The following is a 14,472-nucleotide window of genomic DNA, read 5'->3' on the forward strand; positions in this document are numbered from 1 at the left end:
AAGCAAGCCTGGATTGTCCAGTCTGGGGTCGGGCGTCCGATGCTTGGCCTTTGCGTTCGGCCGCCCGGAAGGATGTCAAATGTCTTCAGAAGATGGACGGACCAAGCAGCTGTTCTTGACCGCCCAGTGACCGGAACGAAACGCCGGTCAAATGGAATGACCCGGTGGCGTCATGCTCCTCTCGCAACTAAGTTGCCCGGTTCGGCCCACAACAGGGGTTTTGCAGGCCTTCCATAATCGCCTTCGCATCGAGGTCCCGCCCGAGCGAGCCTGCCGACCATGCTGCCAGATCGACAGGTGCGATGTATCGAAAAGGATGAACCCGGTTTCGGATTCGGTCAAGAGCGTTCCGCTCTCAAAAAAGCGGCAAGCACGGTTGCGCACAGAGCATTTGACGTATATAGATATCTTTATATCTCACGGAGCAACCATGAAGGCCGTGGCCAAATTGTCCCTCGAACCGACGCTCGCGGCCCTGAACGCCGCCGGAGAGGAGACGCGCCTGCGGCTCCTGGCGCTGCTCGCCCAATCGGAACTGACGGTGAGCGAGGTCGTGGCGATTCTTGGCCAGTCTCAGCCGCGCGTTTCCCGGCACCTCAAGCTGCTCGTGGAGGCCGGCCTCGTCGAGCGCCGCCGCGAGGGCGCCTGGGCCTTCTTCCGCCTGTCGCCCGCAGGACCCGCCGGCGCGCTCGCGCGGGCGATCGTCGGCTGGCTCGAGGCTGACGACGCGCTGCTCGCCGGCGACCGCGCGCGGCTCGCGCAGGTGCGCCAGGCGCGGGCCGAGAACGCCGCCCGCTACTTCGCCGCCCATGCCGAGGAGTGGGACCACATCCGCGCGCTGCACGTCCCCGAAGAGCGCGTCGAAGACGCCATGCGCGAAGTCGTTGGCGACAAGCCGGTGCGCAACCTGCTCGATCTCGGCGCCGGCGCCGGCCGTATGCTTGAGCTGTTCGCGCCTCTGGCTGAACGCGCCGTCGGCGTCGATCTGTCCTCCGCCATGCTTGGCGTCGCGCGCGGCCGTCTCGAAGAGACAGGCTTCGATAATGTGCAGCTGCGCCAGGGCGACATCTATGCGCTGCCGATCGAGCGCAACTCGATCGATCTCGCGATCATGCATCAGGTTCTGCACTTTCTCGACGATCCGGGACGCGCCCTGCGCGAGGCGGCCCGTGTGCTCGCGCCCGGCGGGCGGCTGCTTGTCGTCGACTTCGCGCCCCATCATGAAGAGACGCTGCGCGACACGCATGCGCATCGCCGCCTCGGCTTCTCGGATGCTGAAATCACCGGGCTGCTGACGCAGGCGGGGCTCGAAGTCGTCCAGCGCCGCGAACTCGCGCCTGACGCCAACGAAGGCGCCAAGCTCACCGTCTCCTTATGGCTTGCGCGCGATCCTCGCGTCATCGCCGATCCCATTCCCGCAACATCATATGAGACAGCCTGATGTTTAACGCTCTTCATCCCACAGCTTCGCAGAATCAGTTTGTGATCTCCTATGAATTCTTCCCGCCCAAGACGCCGGAGATGGAGACGCAGCTCTGGCAGTCGATCAAGCGGCTCGCAGCGCTCAAGCCGCACTTCGTCTCGGTCACCTATGGCGCTGGCGGCACCACCCGCGAACGCACCCACTCGATCGTCGCGCGGATCGTGCGCGAGACGGACATGAAGCCCGCCGCGCATCTGACCTGCGTCTCCTCGCCGCGCGAGGAGATCGACGCCATTCTGCGCGACTATTGGGAGGCGGGCGTCCGCCATATCGTCGCGCTGCGCGGCGACCCGCCGACGGGCGTCGGCACGAGATTCGAGCCGCATCCCAAAGGCTACGCCACCTCGACTGATCTCGTGAGCGGCATCCGCCGCGTCGGCGACTTCGAGATTTCGGTCTCGACCTATCCCGAAGGCCATCCGGAGAGCGCATCCATCGAACAGGACCTCGACGCGCTGCAGGCGAAAGTCGACGCCGGCGCGACGCGCGCGATCACCCAATTCTTCTTCGACAATGACATCTACTTCAGGTTCCTCGACAAGGCGCGGGGACGGGGAATGACGATTCCGATCGTGCCTGGCATCATGCCGATCCGCAATTTCAAGCAGGTCGCGGGCTTCGCGCAAAAGGCCGGGGCGAGCGTCCCGCGCTGGCTCGCCGAGCGTTTCGACGGGCTGGACGAAGACCCCGAGACCCGGGCGCTCATCGCGGCGACGACCGCCGTCGAACAGGTGATGAGCCTGGCGCGCGCTGGCGTCAGTGAATTCCACTTCTACACCAACAATCGCGCCGATCTCGTCTTCGCCATTTGCCATCTGCTCGGCGTTCGTCCCCTGCGTGAAAAGGCCCTTGCATGACCTTTGCAACATCTCACGGCCCCAACATTTTGAAGGCTCTTGAAGAGGCGGCGTCGCGCCGCATCCTCATTCTCGACGGCGCCATGGGCACCATGATCCAGCGACACAAGTTCGAGGAGGCGGATTTCCGCGGCGCGCGTTTCAAGGATCACGCCAAGGATCTGCGCGGCAACAACGACCTGCTGATCCTGACGCAGCCTGAAGCGATCAAGGCGATTCATGTCGCCTATCTCGAAGCCGGCGCCGACATCATCGAGACGAACACCTTTTCGTCGACGACAATCGCGCAAGCCGACTATGGGCTCGAGCATCTCGCTTTCGAACTCAATTGCGCCGGCGCACGGCTGGCGCGCGCGGCGGCCGACGAAGTCGCGGCGAAGACCGGCGTGCGCAGATTCGTCGCGGGCTCGATGGGCCCGACCAATCGCACCGCCTCGATCTCGCCCGACGTGTCGAATCCAGGCTTCCGCGCCGTCACTTTCGACGAGCTGCGCGCGGCCTATAAGGAAGCCGCGCTCGGCCTGATCGAAGGCGGCGCCGACATTCTGCTTGTCGAAACCATCTTCGACACGCTGAACGCCAAGGCGGCGCTTTACGCGCTCGAAGACGCCTTCGACGAGGTCGGGACCCGCTTCCCGATCATGATTTCCGGCACCATCACCGATCTCTCCGGCAGGACGCTCTCCGGTCAGACGGCCATCGCCTTCTGGAACTCGCTCGCCCACGCCAAGCCCTTCTCCATCGGCTTCAATTGCGCGCTCGGCGCGCGGGAGATGCGTCAGCACATCGCCGACATCGGCCGCGTCGCCGACACGCGGGTCTGCGCCTTCCCCAACGCCGGCCTGCCCAACGAATTCGGGCTCTATGACGAAAGCCCCGAATATATGGCGGAGCTCGTCGGCGAATTCGCGACGGCTGGCCTCGTCAATGTTCTCGGCGGCTGCTGCGGCACGACGCCGGACCATATCGCGGCGATCGCCAAGGCCGTGAAAGGCGTCGCGCCACGCGCGATTCCAACGATCGAGCCGATGCTGCGCCTCTCCGGACTGGAGCCCTTCACGCTGACGAAGGACATTCCCTTCGTCAATGTCGGCGAGCGCACCAATGTCACGGGCTCGGCGAAGTTTCGCAAGCTCATCACCAATGGCGATTACGCCGCGGCGCTCGACGTCGCGCGCGATCAGGTGGCGAACGGCGCGCAGGTCATCGACGTCAACATGGACGAAGGCCTGCTCGATTCCGAGCGCGCCATGGTGGAGTTCCTCAATCTCGTCGCCGCCGAGCCCGATATCGCGCGCGCGCCGATCATGGTCGACAGCTCCAAATTCGACGTGATCGAAGCGGGGCTCAAATGTCTGCAGGGCAAGGGCGTCGTCAATTCGATTTCTCTCAAGGAAGGCGAAGAGAAATTCATCGCCGACGCGCGCAAGGTGCGCCGCTATGGCGCCGCCGTCGTGGTCATGGCCTTCGACGAAAAAGGCCAGGCCGACACTTTCGCGCGCAAAACGGAAATATGCGCCCGCGCCTATAAAATCCTGACCGAGATCGTAGGCTTCCCGCCGCAGGACATCATCTTCGATCCCAATATTTTTGCCGTCGCGACCGGCATCGAAGAACATGAGAATTATGGGGTCGATTTCATCGAGGCCGCGCGGGTCATCAAGCGCGATCTGCCGCATGTGCATGTGTCCGGCGGCGTCTCGAACCTGTCCTTCTCGTTCCGCGGCAACGAGCCGGTGCGCGAGGCGATGCATTCGGTGTTCCTCTATCACGCCATTCAGGCGGGGATGGACATGGGCATCGTCAACGCCGGACAGCTCGCGGTCTATGCGGAGATCGATCCCGAGCTGCGCGAGCTTTGCGAAGACGTGGTCTTGAACCGCCGCAAGGACGCCACGGAGCGGCTCGTCGAACTTGCGGAAAAGTTCAAGGGCGCCGCCGGCAAGACTCAGGAGAAGGACGCCGCCTGGCGTGAGAACACTGTCGAGAAGCGTCTCGAATATGCGCTCGTGAACGGCGTCACCGACTATGTCGAAGCGGATGTGGAAGAAGCGCGCCAGCGCTCGACGCGCCCGCTCGACGTCATTGAAGGGCCGCTGATGGCCGGCATGAATGTCGTCGGCGATCTTTTCGGCTCGGGCAAGATGTTCCTGCCGCAGGTCGTCAAATCGGCGCGCGTGATGAAACAGGCCGTGGCCTATCTCATGCCCTTCATGGAGGCCGACAAGAGCGAACGCTCCACCGCCGGCAAGATCCTGCTGGCGACCGTGAAGGGCGACGTGCATGACATCGGCAAGAACATCGTCGGCGTCGTCCTCGGCTGCAATAATTTCGAGGTGATCGATCTCGGCGTGATGACGCCCGCGGCGAAGATTCTCGAAACGGCGAAGAAGGAGAAGGTCGATCTCATCGGCCTCTCGGGCCTCATCACCCCCTCGCTCGACGAAATGTGCTTCGTCGCTTCGGAACTCGAACGCGAAGGTCTCGACACGCCGCTCCTCATCGGCGGCGCAACGACGAGCCGCGTGCACACTGCGGTGAAGATCAGTCCCAACTATCGGCGCGGCCAGGCGGTCTATGTCACCGACGCGAGCCGCGCGGTCGGCGTCGCGCAGGCGCTCGTCTCGGAAAAGACTCGTCCCGATTATGTGGCGCAGACCCGCGCCGAATATGAGCGCGTCGCGGAAGCCCATGCGCGCGCGCAGGCCGACAAGCTGCGGGTCCCGCTGGCGCAGGCGCGCGCCAACGGCTTCAAGATCGATTGGGCGGATTACGCGCCCGTGCGGCCGTCTTTCGTGGGCGCGCGCGCCTTTGCGAGCTACGACGTCGGCGAACTCGTTCCCTACATCGACTGGACGCCCTTCTTCCAGACCTGGGAGTTCAGGGGGCGCTATCCGTCGCTGCTCGACGATCCCGAGCGCGGCGAAGCGGCGCGCACGCTTTATGAAGACGCCCGCGCCATGTTGAAGCGGATCGTCGAGGAGCGCTGGTTCACGCCGAAGGCCGTTATCGGCTTCTGGCCGGCGAATTCGATTGGCGACGACATCGCGCTGTATAACGGCGAATCGCGCAATGAACGGGTCGCGACGCTCCACACGCTGCGCCAGCAATTGCCCAAGCGCGACGGCAAGGCCAATCTTGCGCTCGCTGACTTCGTCGCGCCCGCGGAGAGCGGCAAGGCCGATTACATCGGCGCCTTTGTCGTCACCGCCGGCGCGGAGGAAGAAAAGATCGCCGCGCGCTACGCCCGCGCCAATGACGACTATGGCTCGATCATGGTCAAGGCGCTCGCGGATCGAATCGCCGAGGCCTTCGCCGAACGCATGCATGAGCGCGTGCGCAAGGAGTTCTGGGGCTATGCGCATGAAGAGAATTTCACGCCGGAAGCGCTGGCAGGCGAGCCCTACGCCGGCATTCGCCCGGCGCCCGGCTATCCCGCGCAGCCCGATCACACCGAAAAGGCGACGATCTTTGAGCTGCTCAACGCCGAAAAGCGCACCGGCGTGAAGCTCACCGAAAGTTTCGCCATGACCCCGGCAGCTTCCGTCAGCGGACTCTATCTCGCGCATCCGAGCGCGCATTATTTCGGCGTCGCCAAGATTGAGCGCGATCAGATCGAAGATTATGCGCGCCGCAAGGGCATCGACGCGCGTGACGCTGAACGCTGGCTCGCGCCGATCCTGAACTACGAGCCCGTCGCCGCGCAAGCGGCGGAGTGATTGGTCTGTCATTCCCGGGCAGGACCGAAGGTCCCACCGGGAGTCCAGAGCTGATTCACGAATGTCGATCGATTTCTGGATTCCCGATCGCTTCGCTCGAGGCGAAGCGTCGGGAATGACATCCGACGTTCGAAGGGTTGAGCATGAAGACCGTTTCGGACGATCCTTACGACCTCGACCGCTTCGTCGCGGTGCAGGCGCCGATCTATGCGCAGGCGGCCGCGGAGCTCGCCGCCGGGCGCAAGCGCAGCCACTGGATGTGGTTCGTCTTTCCGCAGATCGAAGGACTGGGCGCGAGCGCCATGGCGCAGCGCTACGCCATCGGCTCGCTTGCGGAGGCGCGCGCCTATCTCGCGCATCCTCTCCTGGGCGCGCGGCTCAGGGAATGCGTTGGTCTTGTCAACAATGTCCAAGGCCGCAGCGCGCATGAGATTTTCGGCTCTCCCGACGATTTGAAGTTTCATTCGTCGATGACTCTTTTTGCCGCCGCCGCGCCTGAAGAGCCGCTCTTCGCCGAGGCGCTGCGCAAATATTTTGCCGGCCGCCGCGATCCCTTGACCCTCGACTCCCTCTCCCCGCGCGCGGGGAGAGGGCAGGGGTGAGGGGCTGAGGCTTCTCTCGTTACCGAGAGATCATCGCGAGAATGGTTTCGCAAACGCCATCAATGTTCGCAAAAACGTCTTCGTTGGTGACGCGCATCACTCGAAATCCGGCGTCGCATAGAAAAATGCTTCGTCGCGCGTCACGAGCCAGTTCTTCCGCAGTCGAATGCGTTGCGCCATCAGGTCCGATCGGCTGTTGTCGGACAAACTTATATCCGCCGAGACGTCGGCCTCTGAGCTTCGCCCAAAGCCGTTGCTCTGCAGATGTTTGGGACTGCCGTAACTTCCGGCTGAACGACGTTTCGTGCAGACGTATTCCACGCATCGCAATATCTCTGCTAACAATACGTATTCAATTAAGGGAAATCCTCCCTGCCCCTCACCCCTACCCTCTCCCCGCTAGCGGGGAGAGGGAGGATAGCCGAAGATCCCGCAATCGTGTCGACCCTTCTCGCTCGCTCTCCTCGCAACGCCATTGCGCCTTTTGCTTGGGCTCTCGTGTTCGCCCTCGTGCTGTTCTCGCTCTACACGCTCGCGGTTTCGCGCGGCGAGCCGGTCAACGCGATGTGGCTCGTGACCGCGGCGATCGGAACCTACGCGATCGGCTATCGCTTCTATTCGCGCTTCATCGCCGACCGGGTTCTGGGGCTCGACGCGCGCCGTCGCACGCCGGCGCTTCGTCGCAACGACGGGCTCGACTATGTGCCGACCGACAAGTGGGTGCTGTTCGGCCATCATTTCGCGGCCATCGCCGGCGCGGGACCGCTGGTCGGCCCCGTGCTCGCGGCGCAGATGGGCTATCTGCCGGGGACATTGTGGCTGTTGACCGGCGTCATCTTCGCCGGCGCCGTGCAGGATTTTCTCGTCCTGTTCATTTCGACGCGGCGTGACGGGCGTTCGCTCGGCGATCTGATCAAGACCGAGATGGGGCGCGTGCCCGGCGTCATCGCCATGGTCGGCATTCTCACGATCATGATCATTCTGCTGGCGGTGCTGGCGCTCGTCGTCGTCAAGGCGCTCGCCGACAGCCCCTGGGGCGCGTTCACGGTGTTCGCGACGCTGCCGATCGCCGTCTTCATGGGCGTCTATGGCCGCTACCTGCGGCCCGGACGCATTGGCGAAATGTCGGCGATCGGCTTCGTTCTGCTGCTCGCAAGCATCGCTTTTGGGCGCACCGTGTCGGAGAGCGCGCTGCTGGCGCCGCTTTTCTCCTTCAAGGGCGAGACGCTCGCCTTCATGCTCATCGGATACGGCTTCGTCGCTTCGGTTCTGCCGGTGTGGCTGTTGCTTGCGCCGCGCGACTATCTATCGACCTTCCTCAAGATCGGGACGATCCTGTCGCTCGCGCTCGGCATTTTCATCGTCTGGCCCGATCTCCAGATGCCGGCGATCAGCCGCTTCATCGACGGCACGGGACCGGTCTTCGCCGGCAGCGTCTTTCCGTTCCTGTTCATCACCATCGCCTGCGGCGCGGTGTCGGGCTTCCATGCGCTGGTTTCTTCCGGCACGACGCCGAAGATGATCGCCGACGAAACGCAGACCCGGCTCATCGGCTATGGCGCCATGCTGATGGAATCCTTCGTCGCCGTCATGGCGCTCATCGCCGCGAGCGTATTGGAGCCGGGCGTCTATTTCGCCATGAACAGCGCCCCCGCGCTGATCGGCGCGACGCCCGACGCCGCCGCTGCGGCGATCTCCTCATGGGGCTTTCCGGTCGCGCCGGAGACGCTCACGGGCACCGCCGCCGAAGTTGGCGAGAAGACGATTCTCTCGCGCACCGGCGGCGCGCCGACGCTCGCAGTCGGCATGGCGCATATTCTCTCCTCCGCCGTCGGCGGCTCGGCCATGCGCTCCTTCTGGTATCACTTCGCCATTCTGTTCGAGGCGCTCTTCATCCTCACCACGATCGACGCGGGCACGCGCGTCGCGCGCTTCATGATTCAGGATCTCTTCGGCGCCTTCTTCCCGGCCTTCGGCAACACCCGCGCCTGGGCGCCGAACCTCGCCGCGACCGCCATCGCGGTGAGCGGCTGGGGCTATTTCCTCTATCAGGGCGTCATCGATCCGCTCGGCGGCATCAATACGCTGTGGCCGCTGTTCGGCATCGCCAATCAGATGCTCGCGGCGATCGCGTTGACGCTCTGCGTCGTCGTGCTCTATCGCATGAAGCGCGAGCGCTACGCCTTCGTCGCCATCGCGCCGACGGCGTGGCTCTATATCTGCACGCTGACGGCGGCGTTTGAGAAGATCTTTCACGAGGACCCGCGCATTGGCTTCCTCGCGCATGCGCGAAAATTCGCGGCGGCCGCCGCGAGGGATCAATTGCTCGCGCCGGCGAAGACGCTTGCCGAAATGCAGCGCGTCATCTTCAACGACTATGTCGACGCGACGCTTTGCGCGATCTATGTCACGCTGGTTTTGGCGATGCTGGGCTTCGCCATCCGGGCCATTCGCGCCGCGCGCGCCGCCGAGCATGTCACCACGCGGGAGACCGAAGATGAATTGCACGATCTGCAGCCTGCCCGGGCTTGATCTCAATCGTCTTGCGCGCAAGCTCCGCGATGGCGCGAAGCTGATGGTCGGTCAGGGCGATTACGACGCCTATGCCGCGCATGTCCGCGCGCGGCACGACGGCGCGCCGATCATGACGCGCGACGAATTTTTCCGGGCGCGCGAAAACGCGCGTTTCGGCGTCGGCGGCGCGCGCGCGTTTCGCTGCTGCTGATCGCCTCAAGCCATGACGGCTGTCGCCGGCTGCGGTAATGTCGTTCATGGCTTCGCCTCCGACGACCCAAGAACGCGCCGCGCTTCTTGCGCTTCTCGACTGGTATGTCGAGAGCGGCGTCGATCTCGCGCTCGACGAGGCGCCGCACGACCGCTATGCCGACAGCGCGCGCGCGACTGTTGAATCGCTTCCGCAGTTGACGGAGGCTGCGACAATTCAGGCGTCGCCGCAGCCGCCGGCCGCAGAGCGCCCGCGCCGCGCCGCGGCGCCGATCGTCGCGCCGGACGAAGCCCTTCGCGCCGCAGAGGACGCGGCGGCCGGCGCGCGCGATCTCGACGACCTCGCCGCGCGTCTCGCCGACTTTCCGCCCGCGCCCTTTCGCGACATGGCGCAGCATTTTCTGTTCGGCGCCGGCTCGGCTGGCGCGCGACTCATGGCCTTCGACGCCGCGCCGGGCGCGACCGAAGAAGCGGGCGGCGAAGCATTCAGCGGACTGTCGGCGAAGCTCCTCGACAACATGCTCGCGGCGATCGGGCTCGATCGCAAAAGCGCTTCGCTCGGCTATGTCTCGCCCTGGCGGCCTCCGGGCGATCGCGCGCTGACGCCGCATGAGGCGGCGATCTTCGCGCCTTTCGCGCGCCGCCGGGTGGAGCTGACGCGGCCGGACGTGCTGCTGCTTTTCGGCGAAGCGCCGGCGCGCGTGATGCTCGCGACGAACGAGCCTGTCGGAAAGCTGCGCGGCAAGATCTACGAGGCGCGCTGCGGGACGCATGTCGCGCGGGCTTTTGTTTTTTCCAGTCTCGAGGCGATGCTGAAAAGTTCGGCGCTGAAGCCAGCCGCTTGGCGGGATCTGCGACGGGCGGCTGAGGCGCTCGCGTCGCGAGCATAGCGAAGCAATCCAGCTTCTGTCATTCCCGGCGCGCTTGCGCGACCGGGAATCCAGAGTTTCGCGTCGAATCTCTGGATTCCCGATCAGGCCTTCGGCCTGTCGGGAATGACAGCGTTGCTCATCGAGGCGGCGCTACTCCGCCGCTTCGCCCTTCTCGCCGCCGCCGAAGCGGCGGATGACGTAGTCGTCGACGATGCGGGTGAATTCCTCGGCGATGCCCTCGCCGCGCAAGGTCATCGCCTTCTTGCCGTCGATGAAGACGGGCGCGGCCGGCGTCTCGCCCGTGCCGGGCAGCGAAATGCCGATGTCGGCGTGTTTCGACTCGCCGGGGCCGTTCACGATGCAGCCCATCACCGCGACATTGAGCGTCTCGACGCCGGGATACTGCATGCGCCAGACGGCCATGCGCTCGCGGATATGCGCCTGGATGTCGCGCGCGAGTTCCTGAAACACGGTCGAGGTGGTACGCCCGCACCCCGGGCAGGCCGCGACGAGCGGCACGAAGGTGCGAAAGCCCATGGTCTGCAGAATTTCCTGCGCCACGCGCACTTCGAGCGAACGATCGCCGCCGGGCTCCGGCGTCAGCGACACGCGGATCGTGTCGCCGATGCCGTCCTGCAGCAGCACGCCGAGCGCGGCCGAGGAGGCGACGACGCCCTTCGAGCCCATGCCGGCTTCCGTGAGGCCGAGGTGCAGCGCATAGTCGCTGCGCGCAGCCAGCATGCGATAGACGGCGATGAGGTCCTGCACCGCCGAGACCTTCGCCGAAATGACGATCCGGTTTTTGGCAAGGCCGATCTCTTCGGCGCGGCGCGCCGACATCAGCGCTGAACGGACCAGCGCCTCACGGGTCACGGCGCGCGCATCGAGCGGTCGATCGGAGGCGTGGTTGAGGTCCATCAGATAGGTCAAGAGCTCCTGGTCGAGCGACCCCCAATTGGCCCCGATCCGCACCGCCTTGCCGTGTTTGGCGGCAAGCTCCACGATCGAGGCGAACTGCCTGTCGCGCTTCTCCTTGAACCCGACATTTCCGGGATTGATGCGGTATTTCGCGAGCGCTTCGGCGCAGGCGGGATGATCGGCGAGAAGCTTGTGGCCGATGTAGTGGAAATCGCCGACGAGCGGGACGCTGATGCCTTTTTGGTCCAGCCGGTCGCGGATATGCGGCACGGCCGCCGCAGCCTCGTCGCGGTCGACCGTGATGCGCACGAGTTCGGAGCCGGCCTGCGCCAGCGCCGTCACCTGCGCGACGGTCGATTCGACGTCCGCCGTGTCGGTATTGGTCATCGACTGAACGACCACCGGCGCGCCGCCGCCGACGATCACCGCGCCGGGACCGACGCCGATGGCGACCGCGCAGGTGCGATGGCGGGGGGCCGGCTCGGCGGGGATCGGATCAGGCAGGCGGGTCTCTGGCGCGGCTTCGTTCATGGGTCGCTTCGGCGGTCGTTATGGACGCCGATAGGTCGCCCGTAACGGCCGCGAGGTCAAGCGCCGCTCGCCCCAAGGGTTGGGCTACGCGTGCGGCGTCATCCAGGCGACCATGGCGCCGCCCGGCTCCTGCAGCACGGCCATGCGGCCGACGCCGGGGATGTCGAAGGCGTCCTTGCAGATCGTCGCGCCGGCGGCCTTGGCCTTCTTTAACCGCGCGTCGACGTCATCGACGCCGATGTAGGTCAGCCAGTGTTCCGCAACGCCCTCGAACTCCGGGCCTTTCATCTCGAACAGGCCGCCGACCCGCGCGCCCTCGGAGCTGATCAGCCAATATGTGAATCCCTCCATCGGCATGCCCTCGAAACTCCAGCCGAGGGACTGGCCGTAGAACGTCTTCGCCCGCTCGACGTCGCGGACATTGAGCTCGTTCCAGCAGACCGCGCCATGCTTCGGCGCGGCGGTGCGATCATCGGCGTTGGACATCGCCTCCTCCTCTCGGCTCAACAGTGTTTGATTGAAATCAACATTCTATGACGCGGGCGGCTGTTTCGGCAGCAGTCGGAGGCGGCGCCCGGTCAGCCAGTCGATGAGCCGCGCCGGCAACAGGCTGCGCAAGGTGTAATCGGTGAAGCGATTTCTGACGACGGGAATGCGGATGGGCGGCCGCGGCGCGGTCAGCGCCTGCAGCACGGCGCTTGCGACCACCTCGGGTCCGGGCGCCTGGCGGCCCTCTTCGACAAGCCATTTCAGCATTCTCCGGCCCGGATCGGCATAGACCGTGCCCTTGAACATGCCGAGATCGCTCTCCTTGGCCTTGTCCCAGATCGGCGTTGCGATCATTCCCGGTTCGATCAGGACGACGTCGACGCCATAGACCATCAGCTCGCGGCGCAGCGCGTCCGACATGCCCTCCAGCCCAAATTTCGAGGCGTTATAGGCGCCAAGGAACGGCGCCGCGAAGCGCCCGGCCACCGAACTCATGTTGACGATCCGGCCGGGCGCGCCCCGCCGCTTTTCGCCCGCGCCGAGCAGCGGCGCAAAGGCCTGAATGACCCGAAGCTGGCCGATGAGATTGATCTCGAGCTGCCGCCGGAAGTCGTCGATCGGCAGATGCAGCAGCGGGCCGGGGACGGCGACGCCGGCGTTGTTGACGAGGCCCGCGAGCGTTTCGCCGTCGAGACGCGCCTCGACCTCCCGCGCCGCGCCCAGGATGGCCTCGCCGTCGGTCACGTCGAAGAGGAGCGGCGCGACCGCGGCGCCGTAGCGCGCGACAAGCTCGGCGGCGTCGGACTCCTTGCGGACCGAGGGGAAAACCAGAAAGCCTTTGTCCACCAGCAGGTTGACGCAGGCCGCGCCGATTCCGGTCGAAGCGCCCGTGACGACGACGGCCCTCATACGCGTTCCCCTAACGCCGCGACGAGACGGGCAAGCGCGACGCGCGTCTCGCCATCCGCGCGGCCGTCGACCCTGGCGCGCCGGAAGTGGCGCTGAAAGGCCTCGACCGCCAGGACCGTCTGCGCGTCGTAAACGCCGGTTTGTTCGACGCCATAGCCGTAGGCCGCAAGATCGCGCTGGAGGGAGGCGACCTTGGCGCCCCCGTCGCCGAGCGCGACCGTCGTCGCTCCTGCGGCGGGGTTTTCCTCCGCCACTCGCCCGACGCCCCGCCGGGCGAGTTCCTCCCAGGGGAAGAACTCGCCGGGATCGCGCTTGCGGCCGGGCGCGATGTCGGAATGCGCCAGCACGAGTTCCGGCGGTATGGCGTGGCGCCGGCAGATGTCCCGGGCGAGCGTCGCCGTCGCCTCGATCTGAGCCGCCGGATAGGGCCGCGGGTCGTCGTGGCCTGGATGAACGATCTCGACGCCGATCGAGACGGAGTTCATGTCGGTTTCGCCCGCCCAGAAGCTTTTTCCGGCATGCCAGGCGCGGCGCGCCTCCGGCACGAGCTGCAGCACGCGTCCGTCCTCCTCGACGAAATAATGCGCCGAAACCTCCGAGCGCGGATTGCAGAGCAGGGCGAGCGCCGATTCCGATGTCGGCATGCCCGTGTAATGCAGCACGAGAGACGAGATCGGCCGCAGGCGTTCGCCGTAGTTGGGCGAGGGGCAGACCCTCGCCCCGGCGTAGTCCGGCTCGAAGAAACCCTCGCCGTCGCGCCAGGGCTGCGTCGCGGAAAGCCATGCCCGCGTGCGCGCCTCAGGCTCCGAGCTGCGCAGAATGTCGGTGACGACGCAGGCGCTGTCGGCCCCCGCGGCGAGCGCAGCGATCGCGCGCTCGGGCGTCAGCCCGCCGATCGCGACAAGCGGCGTCTCGCCGATCTGCGCCTTCCAGTCGCCGATCCGGGCGAGCCCCTGCGGCTCAAAGGCCATCTGTTTCAGCAGCGTGGGATAGATCGGCCCGAGCGCGACATAGTCGGCCGCAAGAGAGAGCGCTCGGTCGAGTTCGGCCTGGTCGTGCGTCGAAACGCCGATCCTGACGCCGGCGCGGCGCAGCGCCGGGATATCCGCCGAGTCGAGATCGCCCTGGCCGAGGTGGACGAAGTCGCAGCGCTCCTCTATCGCCAGCCGCCAATAATCGTTGACGACGAGCTGCGCGCCATATCGCGCGCAGATATTCCGCGCCGTCGCGATCTGAGTGCGCACCTCGGATTCGGGGCGATCCTTGACGCGCAGCTGCACGAGTTTGACGCCCTGCGGCAGCAGGCGGGACAGCCAGTCAGCGTCGTCGACAATGAGATAGAACGGATCGAGCTTCAGCGCCGCCATC

General features: G+C 65.6%; 12 protein-coding genes. 7 read left to right on the forward strand and 5 right to left on the reverse strand.

Annotated features, from left to right (window positions below; genetic code table 11):
- Positions 1–430 precede the first annotated feature (430 nt).
- From AC0X69_RS12230 to AC0X69_RS12245, 4 genes are all read left to right on the forward strand, one after another.
- Positions 431–1,441, forward strand: coding sequence for an ArsR/SmtB family transcription factor (locus tag AC0X69_RS12230; protein ID WP_482607961.1), 1,011 nt, complete (start codon positions 431–433; stop codon positions 1,439–1,441).
- On the forward strand, positions 1,441–2,340 hold the full coding sequence (gene metF, locus AC0X69_RS12235) for a methylenetetrahydrofolate reductase [NAD(P)H] (RefSeq protein ID WP_482607963.1): 900 nt from the start codon (positions 1,441–1,443) through the stop codon (positions 2,338–2,340). The genes AC0X69_RS12230 and metF overlap by 1 nt, the downstream gene beginning before the upstream one ends.
- A complete protein-coding gene (gene metH, locus AC0X69_RS12240; protein ID WP_482607965.1) occupies positions 2,337–6,059 on the forward strand; it encodes a methionine synthase in 3,723 nt (1,240 codons plus the stop codon). Before metF ends, metH begins: the two co-directional genes overlap by 4 nt.
- A 143-nt stretch (positions 6,060–6,202) precedes the next feature.
- A complete protein-coding gene (locus AC0X69_RS12245) occupies positions 6,203–6,661 on the forward strand; it encodes a DUF1810 domain-containing protein (RefSeq protein WP_482607966.1) in 459 nt (152 codons plus the stop codon).
- Positions 6,662–6,680: 19 nt separating this feature from the next.
- Here the strand turns inward: AC0X69_RS12245 and AC0X69_RS12250 are convergent, their stop codons facing one another.
- The gene (locus AC0X69_RS12250) at positions 6,681–6,986 is read right to left on the reverse strand and encodes an endonuclease domain-containing protein (RefSeq protein ID WP_482607967.1); all 306 of its coding nucleotides are present in this window, start codon (positions 6,984–6,986) and stop codon (positions 6,681–6,683) included.
- A 173-nt stretch (positions 6,987–7,159) separates the two neighbouring features.
- On the opposite strand from AC0X69_RS12250, the gene AC0X69_RS12255 reads away from it, so the two are divergent.
- Genes AC0X69_RS12255 through AC0X69_RS12265 form a run of 3 tightly spaced genes read left to right on the forward strand, consistent with a single transcriptional unit; the run spans position 7,160 to position 10,275 of the window.
- Positions 7,160–9,193, forward strand: coding sequence for a carbon starvation CstA family protein (locus tag AC0X69_RS12255; protein WP_482607969.1), 2,034 nt, complete (start codon positions 7,160–7,162; stop codon positions 9,191–9,193).
- Entirely contained in the window at positions 9,159–9,386 is a 228-nt protein-coding gene (locus AC0X69_RS12260; protein WP_482607970.1) for a YbdD/YjiX family protein, read from the forward strand. Before AC0X69_RS12255 ends, AC0X69_RS12260 begins: the two co-directional genes overlap by 35 nt.
- Before the next feature lie 37 nt (positions 9,387–9,423).
- The gene (locus AC0X69_RS12265) at positions 9,424–10,275 is read left to right on the forward strand and encodes a uracil-DNA glycosylase (RefSeq protein WP_482607972.1); all 852 of its coding nucleotides are present in this window, start codon (positions 9,424–9,426) and stop codon (positions 10,273–10,275) included.
- Between the two features lie 132 nt (positions 10,276–10,407).
- Here AC0X69_RS12265 and ispG read toward each other — a convergent pair whose 3' ends face one another.
- The 4 genes from ispG to AC0X69_RS12285 all read right to left on the reverse strand — a co-directional run bounded on the left by ispG (position 10,408) and on the right by AC0X69_RS12285 (position 14,471).
- The gene (gene ispG / locus AC0X69_RS12270) at positions 10,408–11,706 is read right to left on the reverse strand and encodes a flavodoxin-dependent (E)-4-hydroxy-3-methylbut-2-enyl-diphosphate synthase (RefSeq protein ID WP_482607973.1); all 1,299 of its coding nucleotides are present in this window, start codon (positions 11,704–11,706) and stop codon (positions 10,408–10,410) included.
- Between the two features lie 84 nt (positions 11,707–11,790).
- Positions 11,791–12,192: a VOC family protein gene (locus tag AC0X69_RS12275; protein ID WP_482607975.1), complete on the reverse strand. Its 402-nt coding sequence runs from the start codon at positions 12,190–12,192 to the stop codon at positions 11,791–11,793.
- 45 nt (positions 12,193–12,237) lie between these two features.
- Positions 12,238–13,104 (reverse strand): SDR family oxidoreductase, encoded by an 867-nt coding sequence (locus tag AC0X69_RS12280; protein ID WP_482607977.1) that lies wholly within the window; start codon positions 13,102–13,104, stop codon positions 12,238–12,240.
- Positions 13,101–14,471 (reverse strand): thiamine phosphate synthase, encoded by a 1,371-nt coding sequence (locus tag AC0X69_RS12285; protein WP_482607979.1) that lies wholly within the window; start codon positions 14,469–14,471, stop codon positions 13,101–13,103. The genes AC0X69_RS12280 and AC0X69_RS12285 overlap by 4 nt, the downstream gene beginning before the upstream one ends.
- Between the last annotated feature and the right edge of the window lies 1 nt (position 14,472).

The organism is Methylocystis sp. Uni0008, from assembly GCF_056838045.1.

What these genes read in the sequence shown, in the direction of transcription:
- AC0X69_RS12230 (WP_482607961.1), top strand. Translation starts at nt 431, where the DNA reads ATGAAGGCCGTGGCCAAATTGTCCCTCGAACCGACGCTCGCGGCCCTG.
- metF (WP_482607963.1), top strand. Translation starts at nt 1,441, where the DNA reads ATGTTTAACGCTCTTCATCCCACAGCTTCGCAGAATCAGTTTGTGATC.
- metH (WP_482607965.1), top strand. Translation starts at nt 2,337, where the DNA reads ATGACCTTTGCAACATCTCACGGCCCCAACATTTTGAAGGCTCTTGAA.
- AC0X69_RS12245 (WP_482607966.1), top strand. Translation starts at nt 6,203, where the DNA reads ATGAAGACCGTTTCGGACGATCCTTACGACCTCGACCGCTTCGTCGCG.
- AC0X69_RS12250 (WP_482607967.1), bottom strand. Translation starts at nt 6,986, where the DNA reads ATGCGTGGAATACGTCTGCACGAAACGTCGTTCAGCCGGAAGTTACGG.
- AC0X69_RS12260 (WP_482607970.1), top strand. Translation starts at nt 9,159, where the DNA reads ATGAATTGCACGATCTGCAGCCTGCCCGGGCTTGATCTCAATCGTCTT.
- AC0X69_RS12265 (WP_482607972.1), top strand. Translation starts at nt 9,424, where the DNA reads ATGTCGTTCATGGCTTCGCCTCCGACGACCCAAGAACGCGCCGCGCTT.
- ispG (WP_482607973.1), bottom strand. Translation starts at nt 11,706, where the DNA reads ATGAACGAAGCCGCGCCAGAGACCCGCCTGCCTGATCCGATCCCCGCC.
- AC0X69_RS12275 (WP_482607975.1), bottom strand. Translation starts at nt 12,192, where the DNA reads ATGTCCAACGCCGATGATCGCACCGCCGCGCCGAAGCATGGCGCGGTC.
- AC0X69_RS12280 (WP_482607977.1), bottom strand. Translation starts at nt 13,104, where the DNA reads ATGAGGGCCGTCGTCGTCACGGGCGCTTCGACCGGAATCGGCGCGGCC.
- AC0X69_RS12285 (WP_482607979.1), bottom strand. Translation starts at nt 14,471, where the DNA reads ATGGCGGCGCTGAAGCTCGATCCGTTCTATCTCATTGTCGACGACGCT.